Source organism: Rhizobium metallidurans (assembly GCF_014196505.1).
In the GTDB taxonomy this organism is placed as follows: domain Bacteria; phylum Pseudomonadota; class Alphaproteobacteria; order Rhizobiales; family Rhizobiaceae; genus Rhizobium; species Rhizobium metallidurans.
In genome coordinates, this window is record NZ_JACIDW010000022.1 from 26,433 (window position 1) to 42,402 (window position 15,970).

The 15,970-nt window shown below is 61.2% G+C and carries 12 protein-coding genes and 2 pseudogenes; 11 read left to right on the plus strand and 3 right to left on the minus strand.

What is annotated here, in order from left to right:
* The first annotated feature begins 8 nt into the window (after positions 1-8).
* Together dgoD and GGQ67_RS21860 are read left to right on the plus strand one after the other, a co-directional pair.
* Positions 9-1,157, plus strand: coding sequence for a galactonate dehydratase (gene dgoD / locus GGQ67_RS21855; RefSeq protein WP_183902241.1), 1,149 nt, complete (start codon positions 9-11; stop codon positions 1,155-1,157).
* 10 nt (positions 1,158-1,167) lie between these two features.
* On the plus strand, positions 1,168-1,947 hold the full coding sequence (locus GGQ67_RS21860) for an SDR family oxidoreductase (protein WP_183902242.1): 780 nt from the start codon (positions 1,168-1,170) through the stop codon (positions 1,945-1,947).
* A 480-nt stretch (positions 1,948-2,427) separates the two neighbouring features.
* On the opposite strand, the gene GGQ67_RS21865 is transcribed toward GGQ67_RS21860, so the two are convergent.
* A complete protein-coding gene (locus tag GGQ67_RS21865; protein WP_183902243.1) occupies positions 2,428-2,751 on the minus strand; it encodes a hypothetical protein in 324 nt (107 codons plus the stop codon).
* A 153-nt stretch (positions 2,752-2,904) separates the two neighbouring features.
* Positions 2,905-5,052 carry a M48 family metallopeptidase gene (locus GGQ67_RS21870; protein WP_246400264.1) on the minus strand — a complete coding sequence of 716 codons (2,148 nt, stop codon included), beginning with the start codon at positions 5,050-5,052 and terminating at the stop codon, positions 2,905-2,907.
* A gap of 412 nt (positions 5,053-5,464) precedes the next feature.
* Between GGQ67_RS21870 and GGQ67_RS21875 the strand changes: the two are divergent.
* The 8 genes and pseudogenes from GGQ67_RS21875 to GGQ67_RS21910 all read left to right on the plus strand — a co-directional run.
* Positions 5,465-5,905 (plus strand): annotated as a pseudogene (locus GGQ67_RS21875) (DUF1419 domain-containing protein); the annotation flags it as partial.
* Position 5,906: 1 nt separating this feature from the next.
* Positions 5,907-6,044 (plus strand): annotated as a pseudogene (locus tag GGQ67_RS21880) (ABC transporter permease); the annotation flags it as partial.
* A gap of 4 nt (positions 6,045-6,048) precedes the next feature.
* Positions 6,049-7,854 carry an ABC transporter ATP-binding protein gene (locus GGQ67_RS21885; protein ID WP_183902245.1) on the plus strand — a complete coding sequence of 602 codons (1,806 nt, stop codon included), beginning with the start codon at positions 6,049-6,051 and terminating at the stop codon, positions 7,852-7,854.
* A 775-nt stretch (positions 7,855-8,629) separates the two neighbouring features.
* A complete protein-coding gene (locus tag GGQ67_RS21890) occupies positions 8,630-10,231 on the plus strand; it encodes an FAD-binding protein (protein WP_183902246.1) in 1,602 nt (533 codons plus the stop codon).
* A 40-nt stretch (positions 10,232-10,271) separates the two neighbouring features.
* Positions 10,272-10,805, plus strand: coding sequence for a cupin domain-containing protein (locus GGQ67_RS21895; protein ID WP_183902247.1), 534 nt, complete (start codon positions 10,272-10,274; stop codon positions 10,803-10,805).
* A 5-nt stretch (positions 10,806-10,810) separates the two neighbouring features.
* A complete protein-coding gene (locus tag GGQ67_RS21900; RefSeq protein WP_183902248.1) occupies positions 10,811-11,602 on the plus strand; it encodes an aspartate dehydrogenase domain-containing protein in 792 nt (263 codons plus the stop codon).
* Positions 11,602-12,399 (plus strand): alpha/beta fold hydrolase, encoded by a 798-nt coding sequence (locus GGQ67_RS21905; protein ID WP_183902249.1) that lies wholly within the window; start codon positions 11,602-11,604, stop codon positions 12,397-12,399. Before GGQ67_RS21900 ends, GGQ67_RS21905 begins: the two co-directional genes overlap by 1 nt.
* Positions 12,396-14,135: a cobalamin-dependent protein gene (locus GGQ67_RS21910; protein ID WP_183902250.1), complete on the plus strand. Its 1,740-nt coding sequence runs from the start codon at positions 12,396-12,398 to the stop codon at positions 14,133-14,135. The genes GGQ67_RS21905 and GGQ67_RS21910 overlap by 4 nt, the downstream gene beginning before the upstream one ends.
* A 19-nt stretch (positions 14,136-14,154) precedes the next feature.
* Here the strand turns inward: GGQ67_RS21910 and GGQ67_RS21915 are convergent, their stop codons facing one another.
* On the minus strand, positions 14,155-14,895 hold the full coding sequence (locus GGQ67_RS21915; RefSeq protein ID WP_183902251.1) for an SDR family oxidoreductase: 741 nt from the start codon (positions 14,893-14,895) through the stop codon (positions 14,155-14,157).
* 102 nt (positions 14,896-14,997) lie between these two features.
* Between GGQ67_RS21915 and GGQ67_RS21920 the strand changes: the two genes are divergently transcribed.
* Complete coding sequence (locus GGQ67_RS21920) at positions 14,998-15,969, plus strand: thiamine pyrophosphate-dependent enzyme (protein ID WP_183902252.1); 972 nt, start codon at positions 14,998-15,000, stop codon at positions 15,967-15,969.
* Position 15,970: the final 1 nt, after the last annotated feature.

Below are 15,970 nucleotides of genomic sequence, written 5' to 3' on the forward strand. Positions count from 1 at the left end.
GTAAGACCATGAAGATCACCAAGCTCACGACCTATATCGTCCCGCCGCGCTGGCTGTTTTTGAAGATCGAGACCGATGAGGGCATCGTCGGCTGGGGCGAGCCCGTCGTCGAAGGCCGGGCGCTCACCGTCCAGGCGGCGGTCCACGAGCTCGAGGACTATTTGATCGGCAAGGACCCGTTCCTGATCGAGGATCACTGGACGGTCATGTATCGCGGCGGCTTCTATCGCGGCGGCGCCGTCCACATGAGCGCGATCTCGGGCATCGACCAGGCGCTTTGGGACATCAAGGGCAAGGCGCTCGGCCAGCCCATCCATTCGTTGCTGGGTGGGCAGGTGCGCGACAAGATCAAGGTCTACAGCTGGATAGGCGGCGACCGGCCAGCCGACGTCGCCCGCAATGCGAAGGACGTCGTCGCGCGCGGCTTCAAGGCGATCAAGCTCAACGGCTGCGAGGAAATGCAGATCGTCGATAGCAATGAGAAGATCGACAAGGCCGTCGCAACGATCGCGACGATCCGCGAGGCGATTGGGCCGAATGTCGGCATCGGCGTCGATTTCCATGGCCGCGTGCACAAGCCGATGGCCAAGGTGCTGGCCAAGGAGCTGGAGCCTTACAAGCTGATGTTCATCGAGGAGCCGGTCTTGTCCGAACACCGCGAAACGCTGAAGGAGATCGCAAATCACTGCTCGACGCCGATCGCGCTGGGCGAGCGCCTCTATTCGCGTTGGGACTTCAAGTCCGTGTTGTCCGATGGCTACGTGGATATCATCCAGCCGGATCTGAGCCACGCCGGCGGCATCACCGAATGCCGCAAGATCGCGGCGATGGCGGAAGCCTATGACGTCGCCGTCGCGCCGCATTGCCCGCTCGGCCCCATCGCGCTCGCCGCCTGCCTGCAATTGGACGCCGTCAGCTACAATGCTTTCATCCAGGAGCAGAGCCTTGGCATCCATTACAACAAGAGCAATGACATTCTCGACTACATCTCCAACAAGGAGGTGTTCCACTATGCCGATGGCTTCGTCTCGATCCCGCAGGGGCCCGGCCTCGGCGTCGAGGTGGACGAGGCCTATGTGATAGAGCGTGCGAAAGAGGGCCATCGCTGGCGCAACCCGATCTGGCGTCACGAGGACGGCAGTTTCGCCGAGTGGTGAGGTATCAGTCATGTCCAATCGTCTGCTCGACAAGCGTATCCTGATCACCGGCGCTGCCCAGGGCATCGGTCTGGCGATCGCAAAGGCCTTCGCGCGCGAAGGCGCCAGCCTGTTTCTCATCGATCGCGACGAGGCGTTGCTTCAGGAGGAAGCCGCGAAGCTGAAGGGCGAGGGCTATCGCGTCGGCGCCCGCTCAGCCGACATCACCGATGCCAAGGCGATCGTCGCGGTCGTGGCCGAGGCGGAAACCGAGATCGGGCGCATCAACGCGCTGGTCAACAATGCCGGCGTCAACGTGTTTTCCGAGCCGCTGGAGACCAGCGACGAGGAATGGAACCGCTGCTTCGACATCAATCTCAAGGGCGCATGGAACTGCTCGAAGGCCGTTCTGCCCGGCCTGATCGATCAGGGTGGAGGCGTCATTCTCAACATCGCCTCGACCCACGCCTTCACGATTATCCCGCATACCTTCCCATATCCGCTCGCCAAGCACGCGCTGCTTGGCATGACCAAGTCGCTGGGGCTCGAATACGCGCCGAAGAACGTCCGCGTGAACGCGCTCGCCCCCGGCTATGTCGCGACGCAGAAGGTGATCGATTACTGGAACGGCTTTCCTGATCCTGAGGCGGCGAAGGCCGAGACGATGAAACTCCATCCCGGTGGACGCATCGCGACGCCGGAGGAGATCGCCATGGCGGCGGTGTTCATGATTTCGGACGAATGCCCGTTCATGAACGCGACATGCCTGACGGTGGATGGCGGTTTGAGTGTCCAGCAGCATCCGGCCTGATGAAAACGCGTGACGCCGTGAATGGAGTCGGCGCACAGATTGTCGGGAACTCGACAGGCCTGGCCTAAGGGCGAGGCCGTCTCGACAAACACTCTGCCACCCATCGGCTCGCCGCCGGAACGATGGTCGATCTGGTAGTCGACAACCCGGCCAGAAGGCTCCGGCAACTGCTGGGCCACGCGACCCTTGCCGCCCTGCAGCCTGCCGTTAGCGAGGCTCGCATGCGGGCTTTAGGTCGAGCTTGGCGTTCATTTCAACGCGAATAGGACTGCTTTCCATAAAAAGTATTTTGCCAGAATAGCAAGTTTTAGTTGTTTTTACTGAACGATGATCGCCTTGGTGTGCCCCTTACTGTAGGTAGCCAAACCCGGATCGCCCATCGCCTTATTTTCCTTCTCACGCTACGTCCCGGTGCTTGATTCACGGCACAGCTCGAGCCTTGCGGCTATTCCAAGAAGGCAATCACCACAGGCTGGCTCGCTATCTGGGCGGACTGTTCATTTCGATGTTGGGATCGTAGACCTCGAGAGCGTCGCGGACGGCTTTGTTCTTGGCATAAAGCCGGAGCAGTCGCGCGAGTTCGGCGTCACTTCCGGCGCAGAGCTTTTGCAATTCGCGGTCTATTTCGGCCTGCCGTTCGGTGTCAGGAGATGCCTCCCCACGAAAATAATCGCAATCATTGCGCCGGTCGATATATGCGCTGACTTCCTTGGGTAGAGATGCAGCAATTGCCAGGGACGGCACGACGAACAAGAGCATGGTCAGGAGCGATGCCGCAGTTCGTACTCTATCTCGGGTTTTCATTCGATCAGTTCCCAGGCCCATTCGACTACCACGAGCGCAAGCGGGTCATAGTGTCCCGATATCGGCTCGGCTGCGGAAGCTGTCGCCGTGCACGACAGCGCGAGAAGCAGACATGGTGGAATACCATTCGCGGGTTTCTCAACAGCCTGTATATCATGCGGCAATCCCGGAAAGCGCATTGCGCGCATGCGCGGCATTGACGTAACGGCCAATCAGATCGGAAAACTCGGCAGCTTTCATCCCACGAATACCGAGCGCGTCGAGTTCGACAATTCGCTGCTTCCGCTTGATCTTGTTGTAGAAGGAAAACCGAGTGCGCTGCGGCAGGGGCAATCCATCACCAATCCACATCTGAAGGGCAAGCCGGTTCGCCGCATGGACCTGATAACCAACCACGGTTTCCCAACGCACCGGCTCCCTCAGCCACGGCGACTGAAGCGTGTCCGGTGTAAGCACCATGAGAGGTTTGCGAGCGCGGCGTCGGAACGAGATGAAGAATGCGGCACATAGCAGAATGCCGGCTCCAATACCGGCAGTGAGAATGGCCCTGTGGCTTTCCTGATTGGCAAACCCCGTTTCGACGGGGAAAAGGTAAGTGGAGGCCAAGAATGCACCGAACAGCATCGCGATGACAACCATTGCCCAGGCCATGCCATTTGTGTTCTCGTAAAGCACAAGCTCCGTCTCGGTGACGCCAGCGGCTGTCGTCTCAAGTTCGCCGCGATGCTCGGCGCGGACGTTTTCGGCATTAACCTGGAACTCGGCTGAAAGATCACGGCAAAAACCGCTCCAGTCGGGTAGCGCGCGTTGACCGAACGACGCCGTGATACCGTCGGGCCGGCGGGTAGCATGGCTGATGAGCGCATCATTGACCTCGACACCCAAAGCCCTGATACGCTGGATGGTCGGAGGATGGCTGTCGGTTGGATGCGGTTGACGCTCTTCGAGATGTTCGGTCGGATCAACAAAGCCTTGAGCGACGACCAGCTCGGAAGCAGCGTTGACGAGATCGGGCCCGAACTCGCCATCTCCCCTAAATGCCTGCTCCAGTATGAAGCCGACGGCAGCGTCCGCGATCTGACTTCGCACGAGCGCGGATGCCGCGGCATCCGGCCCGCTGACCATGCTGCCGATACGATCCGCTTCGAATTCTCGCAGACGGCTCCAATGCGCCACCGCCGTGTCGAAGCTGGACAGGGCGTGATGACCAAGGCGCAGGGCGGCATTCACGCCGAAATCACCGTTGATGTCGGCTTGATAAAGCGCACCCAGCGATCGCTGCATGCTGGAATAGATTGGCACGAAGCGTTGGGAGTAGCGCGTATCCTCTCCGGCGAAGTGGGCCAGTTCGTGACCGACAATTGCACTGATCTCCGCCGTGTCGAGAAGCTCCAGGAGCGGGGCCGGCATATGCAGCGTCCGGCCCTTGATCAGACGGTCGTCGGGGATCAGCCGGACCGGGCTTTCGGTCACGTAGAAACCACTGGTCATGCCCAGGATGATCGTGTCGGGAGGCGAGGTGTTCATGCGTGCCGCAATCTTGCCTACAAAACTCCACAGCGCCGGTGCCTGCTGTTCCGTCATCTCCCGAGCGCGCTCGACGATCGGCTCAGGCTCGACGAGCGCGAAGACGCGGCGCAGGCCCTGAACGGCCGTGACTGCGCAGTAGAGCGCAACGCCGGCAAGAATGATCCCTGCGACGGCAAGCTTGATTGCATTGCTCGATATGTCGCCCCAGAACGGCAGGGTCATGGTCTCGAAGATCGTGGCGCCGACGCCGGAAAAGCCCAAGCCCAGCATCAGGGCAGCCATCATGAAAGGCAAAGCACGTCGCAGCCGCGCAAAGCTGCGAACCAGCTGATCGCGTGATTTACGTGCTCTCCGGCCTGCGATAACCGGAGCCAGCAGACCGAAAAAGCCACCGGCCAGGGCCAGAGCCCCGCCCGCTATCGTCAGATAGCCGAACGGCTGCCGGACTGCGGAGACCCACAAAAGCAGGTCGTTTTCGCCAGCAGCCTTTTCGAGCTCGGCGAGCGCCATCGATGCCGGATAGGATCGACCATTGTCGAAGCGAAGAAGTCGGTTCGGGGTCGCCGCGGCGATTGAGCGAACCTCGCCGAGCGATGTCGCCATGTCACGCGAGGCCGTCTCGATCTCGAGCTGTGTTCTGCCTGCGCGGTCAAGCTGCCATAGGCCAAGCCCGATCAGGGCCAGCGGCAACACGATCAGCCAAAAGATCAATATGACAGAGGCCGGAATTCTCGGTTTCGCCGCACCATTGGTCTTTTTAGAAGCAGCCATCTTCCCCCCACGCATGCAGCCGACGTCACGACATGATGATAACTATGCGCATGGCGCCATCAGGCAAGGATGCAAATTATCCTGCTTGCGTGACGGGCTGCACACCGGATGATCTGCATTGCACAAAAATTTAGGAGCGCTGCGGTAAAAAGTGCATCATGCCGCACACAGCTGATGCACATGGCGGCTTCCTCGCAGCAGTTGTTCCCCTCGAAAGGAGAAATTGAAGAGTGAAGGAGGAGAGAGGCGTGCCGCATCGCCACCGACCGCATCAAGGGAGGCTTCGCCCGGCTGAAGCCGGCCCTTGACACGGCCGGTCGGGATGCCGGCGGCCCGGAAGGTGTCATGAGGGACTGAATAGACGGTGATGGAGTGGCCACGCCCAAGTCCCCAAACCCTGAAGGAGCCAAAGATGAACACGCCTGCCCTTATCCGAAAGATCTTCGAAGGAGTCGCAACGCGCTCGCAAATGTTCCGGCTGTTTGATCGGCATAACCAGCGCCCCAACCGATGGGAGACTGATGCTGCTCCTCTCTACAGCGGAGAATGGTTCGAGATTGACGAGGCGCACTACGATTATATGCTCGATATCCTGCCGCCATTGTGGATGCGCGGACCGATCTTCGCGCTGCGCGAATTTCTGACCGGCTCGGTCACAAGCATCTTCTTCGCGCTGCGGATCGACGGGAAAGTCAGGTTCTTCCACGGCTATTGTGACCTCTCCAATCACAATTCAGTCGAGGAAATGCGAGCGGTGATCTTCAAGCGCGAAACACAGCCGGTGCGCGCCATGACCCGGGACGAGCGCCTCGAGCATATCTGGAGCAGCACCGCCGACGCCTATCGCGGCTATGAACAGTTTCGAATATCTGCTTTCCGGTGATTACTGGATCAGCTTCTTCCCGGGCATCGCCCTTCTGTTGCTCATCGTTGCGATAAACCTGATCGGCGACAGCCTGCGCGACATCCTCAATCCGCGTCGTGAGGGCTAAGATCTTGACAAATCCCATTCTTTCGATCTCCAACCTCAACACGGCTTTCCGCGTCGGCGGTGAGTGGCGCAATGTCGTCAACGATGTCAGCTTTGATATCGCCCCGAAGGAAACCGTCGCCGTCGTCGGCGAGAGCGGTTCGGGCAAAAGCGTCAGCGCCATGTCGATCATGCGGCTTCTGTCGCCCGGCAATTCGCGGGTGACGGGAAAGATCGAGTTCGAGGGCAAGGACCTCCTGTCCATTCCGCTCGACGGCATGCAGAAAATCCGCGGAAACCGGATCGGCATGATCTTTCAGGAGCCAATGACCTCGCTCAACCCGGTCCTGAAGATCGGCGAGCAGATCACCGAAGTGCTGCGCCAGCATCGCGGCATGTCGGAAGCGCAGGCACAGGCGGAAGCCGTGCGGCTTCTCGAAAAGGTCCGTATTCCATCGGCAAAATCGCGCCTCAACGAATATCCGATGAATTTTTCGGGCGGCATGCGCCAGCGCGTCGTCATCGCCATCGCGTTGGCTTGCGATCCAAAGCTGCTGATCGCCGATGAGCCGACCACCGCGCTCGATGTCACCATCCAGGCGCAGATTCTGGAACTGATCAAGACGCTGCAGGAAGAGGAGGGCATGTCGGTCCTCTTCATCACCCACGACATGGGCGTGGTCGCGGAAATCTCCGATCGCACGATCGTCATGTATCGTGGCGAGCAGGTCGAGACCGGCACGACGCATGATCTCTTCGCCGGCGCCAAACATCCTTACACGTGCGCACTTCTCTCGGCTGTGCCGCAGCTTGGGTCGATGACCGGCAAGGATCGCCCGCTGCGTTTCCCGCATGTCGATATGGCAACGGGCGAAATCCAGCCGGTCAAGCCGACCGAGGATACCGTCAAGCGCGATGCGCCGCCGATCCTCAAGGTCGATAACCTGATCACCCGCTTCCCCGTAAAGCAGGGTTTTCTGCGCAAGACGATCGGCCGCATCCATGCCGTTGAAGGCGTGTCGCTCGAGCTTCGTCAGGGCGAAACCCTGTCGCTGGTCGGCGAAAGCGGTTGTGGCAAGTCGACGACTGGTCGCTCGATCATCCGCCTCACCGATCCGGTGTCCGGCGAAGTTCAGATCGACGGCAAGAACGTGCTGAAGGCCGGCAAGTCGGAACTGACGGATATCCGCCGCGAAGCGCAGATGATCTTTCAGGATCCGTTCGAAAGCCTGAACCCGCGTATCCGCGTCGGTCAGGCGATCGCCGAACCGATCATCACCCACGGTCTGGTCAAGGCATCGGATGCCCGTCAGCGTGTTGGCGAGTTGCTGGAACGCGTCGGCCTGTCCGCATCGATGGCGGATCGGTTCCCGCACGAGTTTTCTGGTGGTCAGCGCCAGCGTGTCTGCATCGCCCGCGCACTGGCGCTGGAACCAAAACTGCTGATCGCCGACGAATCCGTCTCGGCGCTCGATGTGTCGGTGAAGGCGCAGGTCATCAACCTGATGCTCGACCTGCAGGAAAAATACGGCCTCGGTTACCTGTTCATCAGCCATGACATGGCCGTTGTCGAACGGATCAGCCACCGTGTCGCGGTCATGTATCTCGGCGAAATCGTCGAGATCGGCCCGCGTCAGGCCGTTTTCGAAAACCCGCAGCACGCTTATACCAAACGCCTGATGGCGGCGGTTCCGATCGCCGATCCATCGCGCCGGCAGACGCGCCGTATTTCGAACGATGAGATCAAGAGCCCCTTCCGTGCCGCTGATTATGTGCCGCCAAAGCGGACCTATGAGGAAGCGGGCGAAGGCCATTTCGTTCAGGTGGCATAGGGACCTACGCGATGACCGTCACATTCGGGTCTATCAACGTCGACTTCCTTTACGAGGTCGAGCAAATGTCCAAGCGGGCCGAGCGCCATTTTCCAGGGGATTTGTACCGAAGCTGCGGGAAAGGGCGCCAATCTGGCACTGGCAGCCGCCCGCGATGGTGCTGGCGTGATCATGGTCGATGCCGTCTTCAACGATAGCCTCTCAGCTAAAGTGTGTTGCCGCAGGTTCGATCCCGCTCAAGACCTAACGTACACATAGAACCTACCGCAGTTCCTCCCAAAGATAATCGACAAGGGCTGCCACGCGCCGGCTGCCTCGGGTATGCGCGGCGTAAAGGTCCACTTGGCCAGCCATGAAATCATCGAGTACGGTTTCAAGGATGCCGGACCTTGACGTTGATCGCTTTGTCCCGATGCTTGAAAGGCCAGACGGCCAATGGTGCCCCGGCCGGTCCAGGATAAGGCAGTTGTGCTCCAAGAGCTCATCGGGATGTTTCGGTCGGCCCATGCGATCCCAGTGTGCCGGAGCGGCGCAGATGCGCCTTCGCCCACCGTAAGGTGCAATTTGATCCTTCGGCCCGCACACGGCAGATCGGTGATAATCCAAGCATAGCGACTATGAATACGATGGGAGGTTCATTGATAGCATCTCCAGCAAAAACATCCACGCCACGGATAGACCCGGCATTCACACACCTTCGCAAAAGTGTCGACACATTAGTAGACAGATCGCTTTTTGCTGATCTATAGTGCCTCATCGCATAAGGGGAACAAGAATGGACGCATACGACGTCATCGTGATCGGGACCGGATCAGCCGCATGTTCGGCGGCGCTTCGCGCGGCTAAGGGCGGGCTTCGTGTCCTCGCGATCGAGAAGAGCGCCAAGCTTGGTGGGACGTCCGCCATGTCCGGATCCGGGGTCTGGATACCAGCAAACCATATTGCGGCGGCGCAAGGTGTATCCGATAGCAAGAAGGAAGCACTCGACTATCTGCTCGCCGTCGCACCGCCGGGCTGGGCGGACAAGGAGGTGGACCGATATCGCGCCTTCGTCGAAAACGCTCCCTCGACGTTGAAATTTATCTCCGACAATACGCCGATCGAGTTTCGGCTGATCGACGAGCCGGATCCTTATGTCGAGGCTTCCGGCGGCAAGAAATACGGACGCATGCTGTCACCGATGCCCCTAAGCCGAAGGCTGGTCGGCAAATATGCCGGCAAGATGCGACGCTCCACCTTGCCGCATGTGTTCACCTACCAGGAAAACGTCAATCTCGATCTCTACCATCGCCCTTTCCAAGCGATTTTCAAGATGTGGCCGAAGCTGGTCTGGCGCTGGCTGAACAATGCCGGCGCGCAGGGGACCGCGTTGATGACCGGCCTGGTCAAGGGCTGTCTTGACGCTGGCGTCACATTTCGGCTGGCGACGCGGGCGCTCAGTCTCGTTCAGGACGACAGCGGACGCATCGTCGGCGTCGAGGTAGAAAGTGCCGGAGGGCGCGAAACCCTTACGGCAAATCGTGGTGTCGTGATTGCCTCCGGCGGCTTCGAATGGAACAAGGAAATGCGCGAGCGCCATTTCCCGGGTCCGCTCGACCGTATCGGAACGCCGATGAGCAACGAGGGCGATGGGCAGCGAATGGCGCAAGCCGCCGGCGCGCAGCTCGACAACATGGACCAGGCGAATGTTTACGTCTGCCTGCCGACGCGCTACGAAGGCAAGCGCTACGGCCTGCCAATCAACTTCCTCTACGAACCGCATTCGATCGTCGTCAATCGTCACGGCAAGCGTTTCGTCAGCGAGGCGCATTTCAACATCGGCGAGGCTCTCGACAAGCGCGATGCGGACGGCAATCCGATAAACCTGCCGTGCTACCTCGTGGGCGATCATCGCTTTCTCCAGTCCTCCTTCACCTTCCGCTGGTATGCCTCCTACGAGCGGGGTTGGGTGAAGAAGGCCGATACGATCGAGGAACTCGCAGTCAAGCTTGGCCTGCCCGCCGAGGACTTGAAGGCTTCGATCGCTCGCTGGAATTCTTTCTGCGCCAAAGGAATCGACGAGGATTTCCATCGCGGTGAACCGGCATGGGAACGCAAGAAAGATGGCGGCAAGGTTCGCCTTTATCCAATCGATAAGGGCCCTTATGTCGGCCTGTCGGTCAACCGGTCGATCATCGGCACGAAGGGCGGCGCTCGCACGAACGAATTCGGCCAGGTCTTACGCGAAGACGGCTCGATCATCCCCGGCCTCTATGCCGCGGGCCTGGCAATGTCCAATCCGATCGGCACGCGGGCGGTCGGAGCCGGTACGACACTCGGCCCCAACCTGACGTGGGGCTTTATTTCGGCCGAAACGATCCTCAGGCAGAACCAGTAGCCTGCGAGCTGCCTGCCGCATCATAAAGGAAAGGAACAACATGGAAGACGCAACGAAATCGGATCTGCCCGCGGGGGTCCATGTCTCGGGTCCGGATCAGCGGGAAAGCTACTGGCAGCCGGTGCCCGCCAACGGTCATGTCGATGTGGCGCTTGCGCCGCATATCATCCCGATGGAGTCTCCCTTCGGCATGGGAACGCAGTCGGTAGCACCTGGCGGCTACGTGCGGGAGCACACCCATGACCGAAATGAAGAGGCCGTTTACATCATCGAGGGCCACGGCCGGGCGGTGATCGACGGGAAGGAATTTCCGCTCGTGCCGGACACCGCGATCTTTCTTCCCAGGAATGTCCGCCACATGTTCATCAATGATGGCGATACCCGCCTGCGCTGGGTCTGGCTCATCGTGCCGAATGGTCTTGAGGATTTCTTTCGCCAGATCGGCAAGCCGCGCACACTCGGCGATCGTGTGCCGTCGAATTTCCCCCGCCCGGAAAACGTGCTCGAGATCGAGCGGCAGACGGTGTTCGGCGCCGATCTGAAGGATAAGTTCGATCCGTTGAAGCGGGGCTGACCGTCATGGCATCGATCGAGCCAGTCACCGTCGGATTGATCGGCTTCGGCGCTTTGGCCAAACAGGTGATGGCCGCCTTTGAGACAAGCGCGGTCCGGTGGGTGGTGCTGCTTCGCGAAGGTTCGTCCGCCAGCCCACCTGCGCCGACGGCGATCGTGAAAAGCGTTGGCGAGATGCTTGCGGCGCACCCTCGCGTCGTCATCGAGGCGGCCGGCCAGCGTAGTGTCGCGGCCTATGTGCCGCAGTTGCTACGGGCAGGTGTTCCTGTTGTCATCGCCTCCATCGGGGCGCTTGCCGAGCCCGAGACCGCGCAGGCGGTCGGAGAGGCGCGTGCAGCCTCCGGCGCGCGGCTGGTCATCCCCTCGGGCGCGATCGGTGGCCTCGATTATCTCGCCGCGGTCTCGATCCTTCCCGACACGACGATAAACTACCGGCTGAAGAAGCCTGTGGCAGCCTGGCGTGCGGAACTCGACGCGCTTGGTCTGACGGATGTTGTCGGCCCCGTTACCCTGTTCGAAGGCAGCCCGTCCGAGGCGGCGAAGCTCTATCCAAAAAACACCAATGCGGCGTTCACGGCGGCCCTTATCGCCCATCCTACCGCGATTTCCGTGGCCGTCGTCGCTGATCCGGGCCTAACAAGCAATATCCACGAGATCGAGGTCAGGAGCAGCGCCGGCGAAGCGCTGTTCCGCTTCGCCAATGCGCCCGCGCCCGATAATCCAAAGACGTCCGTCGTCACCGGCCTCAGTTTGGCGGCGGCCGCGCGAGACCTGCTGGAAAGCAAAGGGAGACCGTAATGCCCTTCTTCGTCGCGCCCGACGGTTGCCGTATCCATTACGAGACCTTCGGTGACCATGGCCCGCCGGTCATGCTGATCCCCGGCCTTGGCGGCGACGGCCGCTTCTGGAACGGGGTGGTCGAGGAATTGCAACGCCACTTCCGGCTGACGGTGGTGGATCACCGCGGAGCGGGGCGCAGCGACCGGCCAGAAGGCAGCTATTCGATCGGTCGGATATCGGCGGATTTCGCCGCCATCGCCGCCGCACAGGGCGAGCCGGTTCACATCGTCGGCCACTCGACCGGTGGGGCGATCGCCCAGACGTTGGCGCTCGACCATCCGGGCGTCGGACTGAGTTTTACGATCAGCAGCTCATGGGCGCGGGCAGACGAACGCTTCCGTATGCTATTCATTGCGCGCGCGGAGCTTCTGGAGGCGGGGCTTGCGGAAAGCTACCAGCGTATGACGCACGTGTTCGGCCACGAGGCTGAGTATCTAGACGCTCATGCCGAACGCTTCGAAACTGCCGTGAAGGCGGCGCCGGCAACGCTTTCGCCGCTCGACGTCACCGCCGGACGGGTGCGGATGTTGCTCGACCATGACCGGTTGGTTGATCTGCCGCGGATAGACCGCCCCGTCCACGTCATCGCTGCTGATGCCGATATCCTGACGCCGCCATATCTGTCGCAGGCGGTTTCGGAAGCAATCCCCGGTTCGCAGTTCACGATGCTGACCGGAGCGCATTTCCATCCGAAGGACCGGCCCCGGCAGTTCGCCGAAACGATCCGCCACTTCATCGAAAAAGTCCGGACATGACGGAAACAATCGCCCCCAAACTTACCGATCCCCAGCTGCGGGCCGGCCGGGAACTCCTGAACGCAGGCCGTGATATGGCGCGCATCTGGCGGCTGGGGACGTGCATGTTCCTCGCCGAAACCGGCGTCGGTTCCGAAGCTGCGTGGAAGACGCGCTGCGCCGCCGAAGGGCGCGTGATGCAGCACGCCCATATCGGCTTTCGCGACGTGAACCGCACGATCGAGGCTATCCGCACGGTTCATGAGACCTGTGCGAGGTCGGGCGTCACGGTAGATCGTTTCGGCATCACGCTGGACTGGTCGATGGGCTATCCGGAAGCCATGCGCGCCAAGGCATCTCGCGGGACAGGTATCGTGCTCAGCGGACCGGAGGACTTCGCCCGCATTACAAACGCCGCGCCTGCGGCCGCCCACTTTGGCGACTTCATGCTTGGCCTGCCGGGCGCGGTCGAGAATACCCGCGCCGCGATTGCTGCGGGAGCGACTGCGATCGGAAATCTCGGCCAGTATTTCACCTTCCGCCTTCCTTACTGGGACGACGATGTCGCAACCACAGAGGCGACCGTCACGGCGCTCGGGCTAATTGCTGCGCAGGACGAGACGATCCTTGTCCATTCGAACCTCGACGACGGCTTTGCCGGCCTCTTCATCGACATGGCTTGCGCACTCGGCATGGTCGTCATCGAGAAATATATCGTCGAAGACCTCATCGGCGCCCGGGTTTCGCATTGCTATGGGCATCACTTCAGCGATCCGCTGTCGCGCGCGGCATTCCATGCCGCCCTCGCTCGGGTCAATGATGCACCCGGCACGATGATCTTCGGCAATACCGTCGCATATCAGTCGACGCCGGCGGGGAACTACGCCAGCCTCTCCAGCTATCTCATGGCCGATATATTGGCACTGGGGCGCTGGCCTTCGGGCCATGCCATCAATCCCGTCCCTGTTACCGAAAACCAGCGCATTCCCGATGTCGACGAGATCATCGACGCGCAGACCTTCGCCAGCCGCCTTGCATACCACGCCCCGTTCTATGTGCCCATTCTCGACTGGTCGACAATCGAGGCCATGGCGGACACGCTGGTCGATGGCGGTCGCCGTTTCGCGGCAACGGTGCTGGCCGGTCTCGCCGACCGCGGCGTCGATACCAGAGACCCGGCCGCGTTGATGCTCGCCATCCGCCGCATGGGGCCGAAGACAATGGAACTGCTGTTCGGGCCCGGTGCGGAGACGTCGCGCGGGCGGCAACCACTCATCCATGCGGAGTGGGCGCGCGAGCTCAATCACAAGGCTGCGGAATGGGTGGCCGCGCAGCCACCGCTCAATGTCCCTGTCGCGCCGCTCGTCTGCATCGGGACGACTGACGTGCATGAGCACGGAAAGTATCTGGTGGAACAGGCGCTTGAGGGACTAGGGGTTGGCATCGTCGATGCCGGAGTGGCCGTTGATCCCGAAACCCTTGTCAAGCACGCGAAGGAGACTGGTGCCGGCGTCATCGCCATCAGCACCTACAACGGCGTCGCGCTGTCTTACGCGACGGCGGTCAAGACGGTCATGGCGTCCCATGGCATGGACCTGCCGGTTCTGGTCGGCGGACGGCTGAACGAGATACCGAAGGACTCGAATTCCGGTCTTCCGGTAGATGTGCGATCCGATCTCGCAGGCGCGGGCTTCCTGCCCTGCGGGGACCTGGACGAGATGCTGGCCGCGCTGCGCACCACCATCCCGTCCGCCTGAAAGCCTGTCTGGCCGATATCTACCAAGCCGTCATCCCGCCATCGACGGTTAGGATGGAACCGGTCGCGTAGGAGGCTTCGTCGCTAGCAAGCCACAGGATCGCCTGAGCGATTTCGTCTGGTTTTGCAACGCGGTTCATCGGAGCCCGGGCGTTCAGCGCCGCGACGAAGCCATCCGGATCGGTATGCGTCTCGAGTATCCTGTCGAAATAGCTGGACCATGTCGTGCCTGGCGCCACGGCGTTGACGCGAACTTTCTGCGCCACGTGATCAAGAGCCATCGACCGCGTCAGCGCGGCGACCGCCCCCTTCGATGCCACGTAGGCCGCCCGGTCGGCCAGCCCGACATTCGCGACGTTCGAGGCAGTGTTGACGACTGCGCCACCGGCCGTCATCAGCGGGATGATGTGCTTCGAGCATAGGAACACGCCCTTGACGTTGACCGCCATCAGCGCGTCCCAGTCCGCGGCCTCGATCGTCAGGACAGTGCCGCGAATTCCGTAGCCGGCATTGTTGACGAGGATATCGACGCTGCCGAAAAGCTCGGCGACACGGCTTGCCATTGCTTTGACGGAGGCCTCATCGGAGACATCGGTTTCGACCGCCGCGCCGCCGATCCGCGCCGCGACGCGATTGGCGGCCGCGGCATCCCGATCGACGATCATTACCCTCGCGCCTTCGCGCGCGAACAGTTCTGCCGTCGCCTCGCCGATGCCGGCACCCGCGCCCGTAACGACAGCCGTCTTCCCCTTCAGTCGCATTGTCCTTCTTCCTTTCCACAGTGGCTGAAATCTATTTTGCAGAAAGGCTTGCAAAGTGTCGACACTTTTGTATTAAATTTCTCAACGCACTTGGAGGCTCTTGTGAAGAACACACCCTCGACGGAAGACCATCTCGAAATCTATCGGAAGATGCTGATGGTACGGCATCTCGAAGAAGGGCTCGGCGCCCTTCACAAGGAGGGCCGCACCAGAGGCCCGATCCATCGTTGTGACGGCCAGGAAGCGGTCGGCATCGCCGCGACCGCCGTTCTGGAAGCCGACGACAAGGTCGCAACGACGCATCGCGGACACGCCGTCTATATTGGCAAGGGCATGGCGATGCGGCCGGTGATCGCGGAGATCTTTGGTCGCGAAACCGGCGCTTGCGGTGGTCGCGCCGGCCACATGCTGGTCGCGGATGCCTCCAAGGGTGTCGTTGGTGGCAACGCGATCGTCGGCGCCGGCATACCGGCCGCGACGGGCATGGCGCTGTCGATGCAGATGATGGGTCAGAAGAACGTCGCCATGTGCGTATTCGGCGACGGCGCGGCGCAGACCGGCATCTGCCACGAAGCGATGAACATGGCGGCTCTGTGGAAGCTGCCGGTCGTCTTCCTCCTGGAGCATAACCAGTTCGGACTGACGGTTCCGTCTTCCGTCCAGTCCTCGGTCGAGGATATTTCGATACGCGCCGCGGGTTATGGCATGCCGTCCGAGATCGTCGACGGTAACGACGCGGTGGCCGTCTATCGCGCCGTTTCGGCGATGGTGGACCGGGCCCGCCGTGGAGAAGGTCCGGGTATGGTCGAGTGCAAGACCTACCGTCTGGAAGGGTTCTCGACCTCGGACATGGGCGGCTACCAGACGGCCGAGGACATCGAGCGCTGGAAGGCCCGCGATCCTCTGACGGTCTCGCGCAACGCGCTTCTTGCCGAAGTCGGCGAGGTGAGGCTGACCGAGATCGAGGCCGAGGCGAAGGCGGAGGTCGATGCCGCGTTCGAGGCCGCCCTCTCTGACCCGATGCCGCAATTTGCGATCGACGAAGCATGCAACCCCTACAGCGAGGCGCACTGAC